At 50.5% G+C, this 16015-nt stretch carries 15 protein-coding genes; 4 read left to right on the top strand and 11 right to left on the bottom strand.

The features are described from left to right. Positions 1–175: 175 nt before the first annotated feature. From ABGT88_RS09140 to ABGT88_RS09125, 4 genes are all read left to right on the top strand, one after another. Positions 176–529 carry a helix-turn-helix domain-containing protein gene (locus ABGT88_RS09140; RefSeq protein WP_346701672.1) on the top strand — a complete coding sequence of 118 codons (354 nt, stop codon included), beginning with the start codon at positions 176–178 and terminating at the stop codon, positions 527–529. Continuing rightward, positions 522–1940 (top strand): DUF3987 domain-containing protein, encoded by a 1419-nt coding sequence (locus ABGT88_RS09135; protein ID WP_346701670.1) that lies wholly within the window; start codon positions 522–524, stop codon positions 1938–1940. Before ABGT88_RS09140 ends, ABGT88_RS09135 begins: the two co-directional genes overlap by 8 nt. A gap of 135 nt (positions 1941–2075) precedes the next feature. Then, entirely contained in the window at positions 2076–3143 is a 1068-nt protein-coding gene (locus ABGT88_RS09130; protein ID WP_346701668.1) for a DUF6371 domain-containing protein, read from the top strand. A gap of 386 nt (positions 3144–3529) precedes the next feature. Then, positions 3530–4963 carry an ATP-binding protein gene (locus ABGT88_RS09125; protein ID WP_346701666.1) on the top strand — a complete coding sequence of 478 codons (1434 nt, stop codon included), beginning with the start codon at positions 3530–3532 and terminating at the stop codon, positions 4961–4963. Positions 4964–4974: 11 nt separating this feature from the next. Here the strand turns inward: ABGT88_RS09125 and ABGT88_RS09120 are convergent, their stop codons facing one another. The 11 genes from ABGT88_RS09120 to ABGT88_RS09070 form a co-directional block, all read right to left on the bottom strand. Further along, positions 4975–5682: a hypothetical protein gene (locus ABGT88_RS09120; RefSeq protein ID WP_206422472.1), complete on the bottom strand. Its 708-nt coding sequence runs from the start codon at positions 5680–5682 to the stop codon at positions 4975–4977. 229 nt (positions 5683–5911) lie between these two features. Further along, positions 5912–7642 (bottom strand): ABC transporter ATP-binding protein, encoded by a 1731-nt coding sequence (locus ABGT88_RS09115; protein ID WP_346701664.1) that lies wholly within the window; start codon positions 7640–7642, stop codon positions 5912–5914. Between the two features lie 8 nt (positions 7643–7650). Then, positions 7651–8271 (bottom strand): class I SAM-dependent methyltransferase, encoded by a 621-nt coding sequence (locus ABGT88_RS09110; RefSeq protein WP_346701662.1) that lies wholly within the window; start codon positions 8269–8271, stop codon positions 7651–7653. A 7-nt stretch (positions 8272–8278) separates the two neighbouring features. Beyond that, positions 8279–10081 (bottom strand): ABC transporter ATP-binding protein, encoded by a 1803-nt coding sequence (locus tag ABGT88_RS09105; RefSeq protein WP_346701660.1) that lies wholly within the window; start codon positions 10079–10081, stop codon positions 8279–8281. 10 nt (positions 10082–10091) lie between these two features. Next, entirely contained in the window at positions 10092–10913 is an 822-nt protein-coding gene (locus tag ABGT88_RS09100; protein WP_346701658.1) for a class I SAM-dependent methyltransferase, read from the bottom strand. 130 nt (positions 10914–11043) lie between these two features. Then, on the bottom strand, positions 11044–11655 hold the full coding sequence (locus tag ABGT88_RS09095) for a helix-turn-helix domain-containing protein (protein WP_346701656.1): 612 nt from the start codon (positions 11653–11655) through the stop codon (positions 11044–11046). An 83-nt stretch (positions 11656–11738) separates the two neighbouring features. After that, positions 11739–13238 carry a PepSY domain-containing protein gene (locus ABGT88_RS09090; protein ID WP_346701654.1) on the bottom strand — a complete coding sequence of 500 codons (1500 nt, stop codon included), beginning with the start codon at positions 13236–13238 and terminating at the stop codon, positions 11739–11741. After that, positions 13235–14119 carry a hypothetical protein gene (locus tag ABGT88_RS09085; protein ID WP_346701652.1) on the bottom strand — a complete coding sequence of 295 codons (885 nt, stop codon included), beginning with the start codon at positions 14117–14119 and terminating at the stop codon, positions 13235–13237. The genes ABGT88_RS09090 and ABGT88_RS09085 overlap by 4 nt, the downstream gene beginning before the upstream one ends. Beyond that, on the bottom strand, positions 14116–15033 hold the full coding sequence (locus tag ABGT88_RS09080) for a hypothetical protein (protein ID WP_346701650.1): 918 nt from the start codon (positions 15031–15033) through the stop codon (positions 14116–14118). Before ABGT88_RS09080 ends, ABGT88_RS09085 begins: the two co-directional genes overlap by 4 nt. Next, complete coding sequence (locus ABGT88_RS09075; RefSeq protein ID WP_346701648.1) at positions 15017–15277, bottom strand: hypothetical protein; 261 nt, start codon at positions 15275–15277, stop codon at positions 15017–15019. Before ABGT88_RS09075 ends, ABGT88_RS09080 begins: the two co-directional genes overlap by 17 nt. Positions 15278–15287: 10 nt before the next feature. Then, the gene (locus ABGT88_RS09070; RefSeq protein ID WP_346701646.1) at positions 15288–16013 is read right to left on the bottom strand and encodes an HmuY family protein; all 726 of its coding nucleotides are present in this window, start codon (positions 16011–16013) and stop codon (positions 15288–15290) included. Positions 16014–16015 lie beyond the last annotated feature (2 nt).

The following is a 16015-nucleotide window of genomic DNA, read 5'->3' as shown; positions in this document are numbered from 1 at the left end:
GTCATGACAATTTAAGACAAGACATTATATATCAATTCGTTTCAATTCCCATGTACTTTTGCACCGTCAATCCTCTTCCCGGGGATAGGCGGTGCTTCTCTTTTACAAGCCATCGGAAGGGAGGCGTCAGGGAACTAATGCAGATGGTCATCACAAAATTCAAAACTTGATATTTATGATCACCATAGAAAGTCTGGTCGAACAGGGTGCGAACGTGAAACTGGAAGTCACGCCCGCCGACCTGAAGATGTTTGCCGAGTCCATCGTGCAGCGCACCATCATGGCACAGCAGGAGGAAAGGGACGCCGCCATGAAGCGTGAGGCGGAAGAGACTTGGCTCAATACGAAACAAGTCCGCGAGTTGTTGAACGTGTGCGATGGCACACTCAACCTGTGGGCGAAGCGCGGCTACCTCGTCCCCGTCAAGGTGGGCAACAAGAACATGTATGCCAGGTCGGATGTCCGGCGTGTGCAGACGGGAGGGAAATCCGAGAGTGTGACATCCTATTGCAAGAAGAGAAATGGCTGACATGACACACACCCGACTTGAACTGTGCAACATGATCCGCATGGAGGCGGAACATACCGAAGACACCGGCTTTCCTCTGGAAGTGTTCCCGCAGACGGTTCAATCCGTCATCCTTGATATGGCCCGGTACGAGAACTACAAGACAGAGTTCATAGCGACTGCCATGATTTCGGCTGTATCTGCGGCATTGGGCGGCACCTACCGTATCCGCATCAAAGGCGAATGGCAGAGCAATGCCGCCCTCTACATCATCCTCGTGGGCAGGCCGGGACTGGGCAAGACACCGCCGCTGGAGGCGGCATACCGTCCCATACGGAAACACGACTATGCCCTGTTCAAGGCGTATGAGGCGGGACTGGAGGCATGGAAAGCAGCCGGGGAAATCGGGAAGAAGCCCGTGCTGCGGCGTACCGTCGTGTCCGACTTCACCCCCGAATCGCTCCTGCTGACGCACAACAACAATCCCCGTAGCGTGGTCATCCTCGTGGACGAGATCATGGGGATGTTCAACTCCGCCAACCGCTATACCAACGGACAGCTCATAGAGCAGTTGCTCACGGCATGGAGCGGCGGGGCTTTGGACGTGACAAGGGTGAGCAGTACGATACCTATCCACATAGAACAGCCGTGCATCAATATCATCGGAACCACGCAGACCAAGCGTGTACACGAACTGCTCACGAAAGGCTTCGAGGAGAACGGACTGCTCGACCGTATCCTGTTCGTGCTGCCCAAGTCCCGTGAAGTGTCAAAATGGATTGATTGGGATGATGGCGGGGAGGACAGGGCATCTCTGGCAGCGGCACGCTGGGAGCAGATACTTGGCAAGGTACTCGCTCTGGACTATGACACGGGAGAGGAAGAAAGGATATCCCATGTGCTGTCCATGGACAGGGAGGCAAAAGAGTATTTCTTCTCATGGTGGAACAGGAAAGTGGAACGCATCAACCGGATAGAGGACGATGCCGAGGTGGACAGCCGTGAGATGAAGCATCCGGCGCAGGTGGCACGGCTGGCCCTGCTCATGCAGGTGCTGCGGTATGCTTCCGGCGAGAGTCATCTGCAGTCTGTGGATATGGTATCGGTAAAAGCCGCCATCCGGCTGAACGGCTATTTCGAGGACTCGTACCGCCGCATCCGTTCATTCGTGGCAGAGGACATGTGCGAGGAACCGCCCAAGGTACTGCTGTTATTGCTGCCGGACACGTTCGACACGAAAACGGCCATCGCTACAGGCAGGGAACAGCAGAATGTCAGCGAGCGCACGGTGATGAACTACCTCAGGGAACTGTGCAGGAGCGGGCTACTGCGGAAATCCAAGGCCGGGCATTACGAAAAAGTCATATATGATAAATCTGGAAAATCTAATGAAAACGATAATGAACCGCCAACCCGAAACTGCAACGGATGACCCCTTGTTGCAGCCTGCAGTCTTTGCTGTTTTGCAGTCTCGGAGTACCGGAAAGGTAAAATTCCTGCAAGACTGCAAGAACTGCAGACTGCAAATGGCCGTTTTCATTTGCAGGAATCCACAAAAGAGAGCATCATGAACGGATACAGATTCCATCTTCAGAAATACAGGCCGGGCAGCAAGACCGCCTGTCCGGAGTGCGGCAGGAAGTCCTGCTTTACCCGTTATATCGACGAGGAGGGAGAGATTTCCTTCCCTGACAACGTGGGTATCTGTGACCATATCAACAGTTGCGGCTACCACTATACCCCGAAGGAATATTTCCGGGACAATCCGGCCGTCAAGGAGAGGTTGAGTGAGCAGGAGAGAAGCAGCCACACACCGACGGCTGCAAGACTGGCAGCGAAACCGGTGCCCGAACAGGAGCCACAGATTTCATTTCTTCCCTCTGATTGGGTGGAGCAGTCCATGCACAGGTACGACATCAACCCCTTGCACCGCTATTTTATCAGAGTAATGAGCAAGAAGGATGCGGACAGGCTGTTCCGTCTTTATCGGGTAGGCACGTCAAGGATGTGGGGCGGAGCGACCGTATTCTGGCAGATAGACCGTAACGGCAATGTGCGTGCGGGCAAGATCATGGGTTATGACGCTGAAACAGGACACCGGATCAAGGAACCCTTCAACCAGGTAAGCTGGGTACATTCGGTAAGGAAAGTACCGGATTTCAGGATGAAGCAGTGCCTGTTCGGCGAGCACCTGCTGTCGGACACCTCCGCCGCCGTGTCCGCCCAACCTGTAGCCATTGTCGAGAGCGAAAAGACGGCACTTGTCGCCGCCCATTTCATCCCCGACTTCGTTTGGCTTGCCACCGGAGGGATGCACGGGTGTTTCAACAGCGAGACCATGCAGGTATTGGGCGGTCGGGAGGTGATTCTCTTCCCGGACCTCAAGGCGACGGAAGAATGGAGGCGACGGCTGCCGATGCTGGAATCCTTTTGCAGGCGTGCCACATGTTCAGACATGCTGGAGAAGATCGCGACCGATGCGCAGCGTGAAACCGGACTGGACATCGCCGACTTCCTGCTGATGGAGGACACGCCGCAGATGATTCTCGCAAAGATGATAGAACGCAACCCCATGTTGCAGACCTTCATCGACACCTTCGGGCTCGAACTGGTGGATACCGGGAGGGTGGAATGACATTTGGCATCAGATACCTTTCCGCCATCCGCCCCTGCCAGTCCGATTCATCTCCGGGCTTGCCCGTGTGCCAGTAATAGACCCTATGGGGTAGCCTAATACCCCAACCGCCTTTCGGCGGCGGGATGCGTACCACTTGAAACAGCAAGCTGGGCACATAACTTATCCGAGAAAAACAGAAAAGCATCCGGCTAATATGGAACGCTACTATATACTGAACCGTTACTTTATCTCATAAAAAATCATAGATAAAGTAGTAACTCGGTATTATTGTGTTGGTGAGTTTGTACTTTTACTCAAATATTTTATGAGATAAAGTACGAACTCACTCTTTGAAATTTGGCAGATACATATGGATTGAGTACCTTTGCGGAAACGGAAATATTATGCAGGACAAACTGGTTTCACGAGACAGGGAATGTGACGAACTGCAGCGGTGTCTGGAATCAGACCGCTCCGAATTTGTCATCATCAGCGGACGGAGGCGTATCGGCAAGACATATCTCATAGACAAGTTCTTCAACTATAAATATGATTTCACCTTTGTAGGCGAACACAACACTCCGGCTTCGGTGCAGATACAGAATTTCATGAGGGCAATCAAGCGTCATTCGAAAAAAAGACAGCCGAAAGCCGAGACATGGTATGATGCCTTCAATGCGCTTGAAGATTATCTGGAGACATTGCCTTCAGACCGGAAAAAAGTCATATTCATTGATGAAATGCCTTGGATGGATACGCAGAGGTCGAATTTTGTCAATGCCCTGGAAACATTCTGGAACGGCTGGGGCAACAGGCGTACAGACATCATGCTCATCGCCACAGGATCGGCGACATCATGGATGGCGGACAAGATAGAAGCCAATCAGGGAGGATTGCACGCAAGAGTGACCTGCAACCTGCATCTTTCCCCGTTCAATCTGCATGAGACGGAAGAATATCTGAGGCAGCGCAACTGCAGATGGGACAGATACCAGATTCTGCAATGTTATATGATATTCGGCGGCGTTCCCTTTTACCTGAGCCTCCTGAATACCTCTGACAGTCTTGCACAGAACATTGACCGGCTCTTTTTTGCAGATGGTGCCCATCTCAAAGGGGAATTCGACGAACTGTACAATGCCCTGTTCAGCAATGCCGACACATATATATCAATAGTCAAGTTATTGTCGGAGAACAAGTCCGGACTGACAAGGGAGGACATAGCAAAAGCCACAGGTCTGGAAGGCTCTTTCTTGAGCAAGATACTGAAGAATCTTGAACGCTGCGATTTCGTAACCCGTCTGTCACATTTCGGGAGTAAGACCCGAGGAAGCATTTTCAGGCTTACGGACTTCTTTACATTGTTTTATTACAAGTTCATAGAATCCAACAATGCCAAGGATGAAAGGTGGTGGAGCAACAATATGGATTCCCGCAGCGTCTCTGCGTGGATGGGACTCAGTTTCGAACTTGTGTGTCTGGCACATCACCGGCAGATAAAGGCGGCACTCGGAATAGCCGGTGTCGGAACGGCCATATCCTCATGGAGAAGCAAGGCAGATCCTGACAAAAAAATGCCTGGCTTCCAGATTGATATGATTATCGAGCGAGCAGACCGCATCATCCATTTGTGCGAAATGAAGTTCAGCACTGACCGTTATGCCATCACTGATAATTACGAGATGAAACTCCGTGAACGGATGGGATTGTTCCGTATGGCGACAAAGACCAGAAAGGCATTGGTAATCACATTTGTCACTACATACGGAGTGGTGGACGGAAAACATAAAAGTATCGTCCACAGTGAGGTCACCATGGACGACCTTTTCAAATCATAGGATTATTACTGTTACGGAAGTCGGCCTATCATTGTCCTGATAGCATAAACGACAGATGTGGGACGGATTCTTGCCGCAGACAGGGCAGTTGACAGGCTTGAAGCTGTCACGATGCGTTTGCCGTCCTTGGAAACCAGGAATTTTCCTCTTTCAAGAACGGACTGCCAGTACGCCTGTATGTATGACCTTTCAAGTAGCGCGTCGAAAAGCACGGCCACATGGCGGATGTTATTCACACGGATTCGGAAGCCCTCCTTGCAGGCAAAAAGAGCTTCCATATCCTCCATACGAACCGTAGGAACACAGAACAGATGGCAAGTATTGGCACAAGACACAATACCTGCCATCTGTTCTTTTGAAAAATTACACTCGAATGAAAGTGAAGCTGCGGTCGCCATTGGATCCGCATCATACGCAAATGCCGGGCTATTTATTTCAGATGTGTCATACATCCTTTTCAGTTCCATGCAATCATCCAATGAGAATGATTCGGTAGCGAACTTTTCTCGCACACAATCCTGATAATCATGCAGAATACCTCGGACTATATGGATAATCATCTCATGGCAATTCCGGCAGACCACATTGTCACAGTCTATATACCGGTGACTGTTGATGAAGTCGTCCACGAAGCGGCGATAAAGTTTGCCGCTGTCAACGACATCCCGGAGATAGGCTTCTCTCGCTGAAGCGAGCAATGCAAAAAGTCCATTCCACACATCCTGCTCGGCAGTAATGTGCCGATGATGCAAATCTCTTCCAAAAAGAGAGAATACAGTTTTCTGATCTGTTCATTTTGAAATTGATTAAATGTTTATACTATTGTGATTGTTTCCTTTTCAGATTTTCTGACAATTATAATGCTGATTTCATACAGTAAGCCAATGCCACCGCACATTCAAATACAGAAGTGATGGTAACGAAGTTTGCAATTTAACACATCTTTATCTACAGTTTCCACCCCGAAATACTTTCCTGTATATTCCACAAATGGGCATAAAGCCCTTCCTTTCGGATAAGCTCATCGTGCGTGCCCTCTTCCTTTATCCGGCCGTCCTCCAGGACGATGATGCGGTCGGCATCTTTTATGGTCTTGAGCCTGTGAGCTATGGCAATGACGGTGCGTCCTTTAATCAAAGAGTCGATGGCTTTCTGCACCTCCACTTCATTTTCTGGGTCGAGCGAAGCGGTAGCTTCGTCCAGCAGGATGACTTGTGCGTCTTTCAGCATGGCACGGGCAATGGATATGCGCTGCTTCTCGCCTCCAGATAAAGTACAGCCACCTTCGCCAACCATCGTGTCGTAGCCTTGCGGCAACCGCATGATGAAATCATGGCAACAGGCTTTTTTAGCTGCGGCTATAATTTCTTCTTCCGTCGCGTCAGTTTTACCAAAGCGGATATTATTGCGTATGGTGTCCTGAAACAGATAGACATCCTGAAATACCATAGAGATGTGGCTCATCAGACTTTCTGGATTTATCTCATTCATCGGAACACCATTGAAAAAGATACATCCTTTCTGTGGGTCGTAGAAACGGGCGCAAAGCTTCATCACCGTACTTTTCCCGCTTCCCGAAGGTCCGACAAGAGCCGTCAAGGAGTTTTTCGGGAGCGTAATGTTTATATCATGCAACACTTCCTTGTCCTGATAGGCAAACGATACGTGTTCAAACCGGATGTCGCCCGCTGCCGGGGATTGCCGTTCTCCTTTCATCTCCGGCTCGTTCATCAAGGAAAGGATGCGTCCACCGGCAATGGAAAAATAGCGGAACTCGGTAAAGTTTGTCAGTGCGGAAGTCAGCGGGTCGAACACACGAGAACCGACTACAAGGAATAGCACGAATACAAGGATTGAAAGTTGCCCTCCCAACAGAAGGTAAGTTCCACATAGCACCATCATTGTCAGCCCGGCACGTACTAAAGTGATGCTCAACAAGACGAATGGGCCTAACAAGGCCTCCTGACGGATGCAAGCACGGCGAAGTTCCGCAAAAGCATCGCGCAACCTAACAAAGCGGTCACCTATCAGATTGTACGCTTTCATTACCCGAATACCCTGTAAGTATTCTTCCAACCGATTTCCAGCATTTATTTTTGCTTGAATTTGCCTGCCGCTTAACTTCCGCTGTGCCTTTGTGCTTGCCCACAGGACGAGCAAGGCAAGCGGCAAGGCGGCAAACATGCTGACCGCCATCCTCCAATCTATCCATACAAGCGAAGCAAAAGCCAGTACGGGCATGACTATGGCACCCATAAGTTGGGGCAGGTGGTGCGAAATTCCGGTTTCTGCCATCATGAAGTCCGTAACAAGCATAGACGACAAATCACCCGGATCACGTTTCGACAAAAAGCCCAACGATAGTTTCCGCAAGTGCTCCGCCAGCGACAAACGCCCGGAAGCACTCATTTCGTATGCTCCTCTAAAATTGGCTCGGTAGGATGCCCGTTCTGCCAAAGCCATGACCAGCATATAAACAGCCATAATGCCGAATATCCACCACAGGCGGGTCGTGTCAAGCGGCTGTCCGCTCCCGTCAAATGCACTGAAAATGATACGTATCGCTTCTATAGAAAGACAAAACGGTACTATATTCACTAAGTTGGCAAGCATGGTGTAACCCACCGGCTTGTAAAGTCTTTCCGTGTGACCTATTGTAATATTCTTTATTGCATTCATATCTTATTTTATTTATATGCTATAATATGTATTTCTTCCTTTTTACGGATTGTTCTGATGGATGAAAATCCGACTTCATGCAACCGTTCTTCCAATTCTGCCGGAGTATAGACAACCATACCATCTATCCGTTCCGTCCACATTTTTCCAAGTTCGGGGTCGCTCGCTTCCAGACTAATAAGGAAACAACCTCCTTCTCGGAGAACACGCGCCACTTCAGACAACGCTATGTTTACAGGCGACCAGAAATAGACCGTTTCAAAAGCCGTGATAGCATTAAAGAATCCATTCTCATAAGGTAATGAACAAACATTCCCTTGTTGTATGAAACATCTTTTATTCAAGTCTTTTTCGTTGTACTTTTGGGCGAATGAAACACTTTCTTCTGACAGGTCTATGCCGTAGATATTTCCTTTCGGACATAAATTCAATAAACGTTTCAAATTCGCACCACCGCCACAGCCTATATCAAGTACATTCCAATTCGGCTGCCATTCCACTTGCTTCATGCCACGATTAGCTAAGGATGCATGAAAACAATTCATTCCTCGCAAAATCATCCGTCCCCAAAATCCTTGCGGACAACTTGTGTTTTGCAAGACCTTGTTTAAGAAATTCTTCTTTCTCATATTGCTTTTAGTTTTTGTTCAACGTCCAATGGTATGCGCTCGTATAGGCATCCCACATATTTTTATATACACCCTCCGTCACGGACAGCTGTTCATGCTTTCCGCATTGCACAATGCGTCCTTCTTTCATGACGACAATCTGATGCGCAGAAATAATGGAAGAAAGGCGATGGGCAATCACAATGACCGTTTTATCCTTTATCAGCGACTGCAAAGCCATCTGCATTTTATGCTCGTTTTCAGGGTCAGCGAAAGCAGTGGCTTCGTCCAACACCAGTATCGGAGCATTCTTCAATATGGCACGAGCCACACATATCCGTTGGGCTTCACCGCCGGACAGGAATACACCTTTATCGCCTATCCTTGTTTCGTAGCCTTGCGGCAAACGCTCTATGAAATCGTGGCATTGGGCAGCTTTCGCAGCGGCTATTACCTTTTCTTTTGTAGCATCTGGAGAACCTACGGCAATGTTCTCATATAATGTGTCGTAAAAAAGGAAATTGTCTTGAAATACAAATGAAACCATGTCCATCAGTTTTGCCGTATCTATCTGACGAATGTCAATACCTCCTATACAAATTTCCCCTTGCTCCACATCCCAGAACCGGGGTATTAGGTTGGCAACCGTTGATTTTCCGCTTCCTGAAGGACCGACAAGGGCGGTTATCTTTCCTTGTGGAGCTTTGAAGCTGACATCACGCAAGGCTTCCGTTCGTGTTCCCTGTTCCGTGTTTTCGTAGAAGAATGATACATGACGGAACTCTACATCGTAAGCAGCAGGCACTTGCGGATGTCCCGGCTCCGGCACAGGTTTCTTTTCCAGTATGCGGTCAATGCGGTTTACTCCTTCGTTGATGTCGCGCGTATTCCCTCCTAAAAAAGTCAGTTTGTAAACGGGCGAAGCCATACCCGGTCCCATGATGATAAAAAACAGCCACACCACAGCCAATGAGAGTGATTGCGGACTGGCTTGCAACAGCAGAATACCCATCGGAAGAATAAACGTCACCATTGAATTTAATAATACGGTAAAAGCCACCATCCCGTTCTGATAGGTGTCGCAACACTTCAAGGCGAATGTCTTGTAGGCCTGAATCTCGGCATTGAACTGACGGAACGAGCGGACGCTCTGCCCGAATATCTTGACTACGGGCATGCCCCGTACATATTGTACGGCAGACGCGCTCATCTTTTCCTGCGCATCGTAATAGATGCCCATGAACTCCCTTGCCTTTTTCCCCATGAAATTGGAGAATTGCAGAAAGATACTCAACACCACAACCGCCAGACAGGCCACCGTCAGCCACACATCCAACGAGAAGAAAATGACCAGCATGACCGCCACCGTGGCTACTACGTTCACCAAGTCTGGAATGGTGTGGGCAATGAAGCCTTCTATCTTCTCGATGTTCTGGTCCATGGTTTTCTTGATGGCTCCCGTAGAGGTGTTGTTCAGATACCCCAACGGAAGCCTGCCGATATGCTCGGACAGGCGGACACGCAACCCGTACAAGATGCGGAACGCAGCCACATGCGAAGACATCAGGGAGGCATACAGCAGTACCAATCCGCCGATAAGTCCTCCAAACGCTATCCATCCCCAGCGCATCATCTCCGCCCCGTCCGAAGCGGCAGGATTTACGCCGTGCGACAACAGCTCTTTCAAAATTTCATAAACCGCCCAATAAGGCACCAGCATACATGCCGCACTGCCGGCAGACAGAACCCCTGCCAATACAAGCAGCCCCTTCTTCTGCCCGGCTATCTCGAACAGGCGGGACAAACCTTCTTTCTTTTTTGATTTTTCCATTGTTATTACGCTATTTTGATGTGATTTTATATCCGAGCAATGAACTGAATTTGTAGCAGAGCCAAGGGATGCGCCCCAATATCTGCCCGAAGAAGAATCCCCAGCGTGAACGGAAGAACTTCATGTAGTTGGCTTGCTCGATGAGTTGCAAGGCCGGTTCCCATTGTTCCACCACGTGCCCGTCGCTCAGCCCGGAACGGATTTGAGCCTCGTGCTTGCGCAGCGAATCGGGCTTCACGCCGTGCCGGCTCATCATCGTGCCGCACACGTCGAACCACAGTTCCCCGCCTCCGAAGCGGCTCGCCACGTGATGCAGGAAGGATTTTACTTGCTTCTCGTAGAAGTACATCAGTACCCCCTCCACGATGAAGATAAATTCTGCTTCGGGGTGTTTCCGGCGCAGGTCATCCATCCAGTCGGTCTCCAACAAAGACGCTTCAATATAGACATTGTCCGGCTGTTCGGGTATCAATTCCCGGCGTAGAGCAATGACCTCAGGCAAATCCAAATCATAAAAGACTGCTTTCTGACTTCCGATACGCTGGAAACGGGTATCCAGTCCACATCCCACATTGACCACGACCGGATGCGAATGTGCTTTAATAAATCGGCGCACAGCGCAGTCAAAATACCATCCACGCACCACGCATCCCACTTCGCTCAACTTTGCCCCGTCGAACAGGGAATAATCGTATTCCAAACTGTCCGCCAGCCATTCCGCAGCCTTGTCATATAGAATGGGATTATTCCGGCGACTTTCTTTGGCTCTCATGTATAGCGGAATAAGCAATGTTTCCGCTACAATACTCTTAAACTCGTATTTCTGTCTCATATTTTTGGAGTGTTTAATAGTGAACGATATTCAGAATTGTTCATAAAAAAAGGAGGAAACCTCCGTGAAGATTTCCTCCTTACCAACCGTTCTGATGCGGTTGAATGTTCGTATGTACGTTGTCTGTATCTCATATCTTGATAATAGCCCTCCAACCTTGGATTTCAAACAGGATATAATCGTGCAAAATAGCCTCCATCTCTTGCCGGGGTACGGAATGCATCAATAGCTCCTCGAACATCGTGAACATCCATACCGTATGCAAATGAATGATAAAATCGGACACAGCCGTATTGATTTCGGGATGTTTCCGCTGCATGGACGCGAACCACGCCTTAACCAATTCCGTGGAACGGTCGGTATAATTCTCACGGAAGCGTTCCAATGAAGAACCTTGCGCACGGAACAACAGTATTTCCATTAGCGAACGGTGTTTGTCTATAAGCGAAACATATTCGTCAATGCAGGATTTCAGGTATTTTTCCGACCGCATCATCATAATATCTTCGCCCCGTATGCCGTGGTGTTCTTGCAGCATGGCTTCCAAAGCGCACAAAACAGGACGGACCACTTCATGGAATAATTCATCTTTGCTTGTGAAGTAGTTATAGATATTCCCGACACCAACACTCGACAATTCCGCTATTTCGCGCATGGAAGTCTTGGAATAGCCTTTCTTCTCGAATTGCTGTCTGGCAATCGTCAATATCCGACCCCTTATGTCCTCTTTCAGCACTTGCATTTATAACGAACAATGTCTGTTTTTAATTTTTTGCAAAGGTATAAGGCTTGAAATTGTCGTGCAATACCTATTTTTAGGGATTTTCAGTTATGAACCTGTTTATTTCTGTTCTTTTTCCGCAACTTCCATCCGCTCCACAGACACCACACAATGGCAATGCCGGCGATGAACACGAACACATACGTGGCGGCAATGCCGATGTAGATGCGTCCGCTGTGGACTTCCAGAGCGAAGTTCCAAAGCGACATGGGGAGCGCGGCGAGGCTTTCCGGCTGGGGAAGCGCGTTCGTCCCGTTGTAGTATTCCACGGCAAACGGCTCTTTACCCAAGTCCGCGCTGAAACCCGATATGGCTTTCTTGCCAAACGGAGGACCGGACTTATCCTCGGCCTGTTCGCCCGTGAACCAGTCGGTCGCCGTGCCTTGCACTCTGTTCCATACAAACAGTCCGCTGAACGAGCCGCAGAGCCAATGACCTTGCACTTCGCGCTGCCATACGTTCAACCCCATCACGCTGACGGGTGGCGTATGTGTCAGCCTTTCGGGGATGGCTTCGAACGATTTCAGGGAATAAAAGCCTTCGGAAGTGGAGAGCAACCAGTCGCCGCAGGCGGTGTCGTAGCGCACCATTCGCAGTTTGTCGTTCCACGGGTTCGGGCTGTCAAGGGTGCTTCCGGGCAGGGCCGGCGTATCGGTCAGTGCAAGAGCTATCAGTACGGGCGGACGGAGACACCAGCCTGTCACGGCAATAAGTAGGGTCAATACAAGGGTGGTGCGGCCTAACTTGTCATGCCACAGCAACGAGAGGCGCGTCCAGCGTGCCGCCTTGTCCGCACTCTTTCCTTGTTTGTGTCTGCGCCGCATGTATTTAGGCAGTAGCCAGTAGAGGATACCCGTCAGGCTGAGCAACACCAATACCACGGCCACCGCATCCATGACGAGCTTGCCCGGCATACCGAACAGTTCGCCCGTATGCAGCATCCACACCGTGCGGAACAGGGAGACTTTGCCGTCATAGTCCGACGGGGCTTGCAACTGTATCTTACGGAATTGGGTATGGGGAGACATGGAGATATAGAGATAAGAACGGCCCAGCACCGCCAGCGTGTCGCCCTTGCAGGTCATGTCCGTCAGCATTTCATCTCCGTCCGTAGGGAGCGGTATCTGCTGCCAACCTGTGTGGATGCCGTAACGGTACAGCCCGAAAGGACTGAGCGCATACAGGCTGCCGTCCGCCGTTTGCGCCACGGCACGTATCTGCCGATAGTCTGCTCCATCGGACAGTCCGTCGTTGAAGTCGGCGAATGCGGAAGCGGAAGTGTCCGTCCGCCAGATGCCACCCGTGCCATAGACCAGCACACGGCGCACGCTGTCCTCGTCCGTATAGGGCAATGTGCCCCGCAGCAGGCCACCGTTCCATTTCGTGTATTCGTAACGGACAGGCAGCCACTTCCTGCTGATGTCGACATCACGCACAAGCCACCGGTGGTTCAGCACGATGCCCGACAGACAGAACATCAGCAGAAAAAGGCTGAGCGCGATGCCCAGCCACTTATGATGTTTTTTCCATGTAATCCGTTTCATGCCGTTGCCGTCTGTTTCTTGTGCAACTTATTATATATGAGGTAAGCGGCAGTCGCCAGTAGCGACAGTCCGATGACCGCCAGTTGGTCGGTATGTTCCGACGGTGCCGCCCACAGGCCTTCCAACACGTGGATACGGTCGAACACCTCCACACCTATCCAGAAGATGATGACCGTGGCATAGCCGTAGCGCAGGCTCATGCCCCATGCCGGATAGCGCAGCAGCCGGGCGAACATGAACAGCGAACCGATGAACCCGACCATGCCCACAAGCAGGGTCACAGGGCTGTGGTCGCCGATGAACCGTCCGTCATAGCAGAACATCAGCAGCAGGTAGCACGTCCAGAGCATCGTCACCACCTCCATGAAGACCACGATGCTGGTGTGGCGCGTCATGGGTCGGGCGGCAATCTCCTTCTTGTGCTTGCCGAAGAACAGCCGCTGCCACCAGTTGAGGAAGTTGCAGCCGTTGCGTGTGCAAAACAGGTAGAGCATCATCGTCATCGCCCAGAAACCGAAGGTGGCGGGCAGCAGCAGGTACTCCGGGCGGCTGACAACCTCGCCCGTCACGGGGTCGAGCTGTGCCTGCGTGCCGAAGCGGTTGGCATAGTACATGAAGAGGAAGTCCACCGCCCCCATCCAGTAGAACATACCGCCGAACAGTCCGAGCAGGGTCTGCTTCGCGTCTCCTTTCACGAACACGCCGCCGATGACCATCAGCAGCCCCACGGCGCCCATGCCCATGCTGGCATAGAACTGCTCCACGCCCGAAGTGCCGTCCTTCAGCGCACGGGCAAGGATGTGGGTCAACGGCATGGCCACAAGGGTGACGGCTATCGAGACGACCGCCTTCCCCCAGTGCAGTTGCTTCGTCCCGCTCATTGCGCAGCCATTTTACGTTTCGCGCTCTTGTACCACAGGTAGACCGCCAATGCCACAAATGCCAGGAGGATGATGATCATCTCCGTCTTGTGCTCCATCGGGGCAACCCATATCTCGCTGAACAGGTTCATGCGCCCCAATATTTCCACAGGGGTCCAGAACACGATGACCGTGGCGATGGCCATGCGGATGTTCGCGCCCCACGAGGCAATGCGCAGCTGCTTGGCGAAGATGAAGAACGACCCTATCAGGCAGCCCAGCCCCACGAGCAGGGTTACGGGATGGTGGTCGCCGAGGAACACGTCATCGTAGCAGAACATCAGCAGCAGGTACGAGCCCCACAGAATCATCATCAGTTCCATGAAGGTCACGATGCTGGCGTGGCGTGTCATGGGGCGTGCGGCAATGTCGTTCTTCCGCCCCCGGAACAGCAGCCGCTGCCACCAGTTGATGAAGTTGCAGCCGTTCTTCGTGCTGAACAGGTACATGATCATTATCATCATCCAGAACCCGAACGAGGCGGGCATGATGAGGTATTCGGGCCGCGTCACCACCTCGCCCGTCACGGGGTCGAGCTGCGGCTGCGTGCCGAAGCGGTTGGCGAAGTACATGAAAAGGAACTCCACCCAGCCCGTCCAGAACAGCAGGCCGCCGAACAGCCCCCAAAGGGTCTGCCGCGTGTCGCCCTTGGCAAACACGCCGATGATGACCATCGCCATGCCCACCGCGCCCATCGCAAAGGCGGAATAGTGGAGCACGGTCTCGCTCATCAGGTGTTCCATCATAATCATCAGCGCATGTCCCAAAGGCATGGTGAACAGTACCAAAAGGAAGGAGGCGGAGGCTTTCCACCAGTAAAGTTTCTTGCCCGGCGGCGTACCCGCCGTCTTTGTCGTTTCAGTCTTTTGTTCCATAATGTTCCAACAGTTTTCGTTTGATATACTTTTTATAAATAACTATTACGATAATTGCCATAACCAATAATGCGGAATGCAGCATCGCTGTGAACCCCCATGAAGGAGCCTTCTCAGTATCTCCATATTTGGCGGACATCACGAAATGAACGGCAGTTATTGCAATTACTGCAACCGTAATAAAAGGCCATTTCACCCATTTGCGGTTGCAGAATTTCCAAAAACGAAAGAGTGTCTTTTCCATATCTTATAGATTAATTCAATTCATCCACATAATAACTTAACTGTCCTCCCGTTTCGTCAATCTCCACATTTTCATTATACCAACTTACAATTTGGAGCTTAAAGAAACGTTCTCCATCAGCCGAGCGTATCAGATATGTATGATAGGAAGGAGTATAAGTCATGGGAGGACCTGCTACTTCTATCACCTTGTCAAGTAAAGGATTTCCGCTCGTAAGTGTTCGCTGTGGTCCGGTGTTTGGGTCAAACCACGGATGTTCGTTTATATCCAGCCCATTCTCATTCAGATACCTGTACCAGTCCTTTTGTGAATAGGTCACATACACGTCCTTATCGGTATCGGTCACCCATTCCACACCTTGCGGTATTTGTGATACTGAAGTCCATTTATCATAATTCCCGAAGCCAAGGTCTGTTGCCCCTCCTTTGCCACATCCGCTTGTGCCGCTGTTGGTACGCATGTGGTAACCGCAAAAAGCAATATCCCAATCTGTCCTGTTATATTGTTCTCCCTCCTTTATATCTTCTCCTGCATGATGACGGTTGAATATTTCCCCGGTACGCAGATTGAAGTACATCCAGTCATTTGTTTCCTGCGATATACCATTGTAACCGGTAATGCGAGGCATGACCTTTCCTTCAAATGGCAGTGCATCATATTCTGTATCAAGAATACAAGATGTAGGGAAGAACATCATTGGAACACATACCATCCATGTCACTATCTTTTTCAGCATTG

It is taken from the genome of Barnesiella sp. An22, from assembly GCF_963931395.1.
In the GTDB taxonomy this organism is placed as follows: domain Bacteria; phylum Bacteroidota; class Bacteroidia; order Bacteroidales; family Barnesiellaceae; genus Barnesiella; species Barnesiella merdigallinarum.
This window is presented reverse-complemented; position numbering and strand designations above follow the sequence as displayed.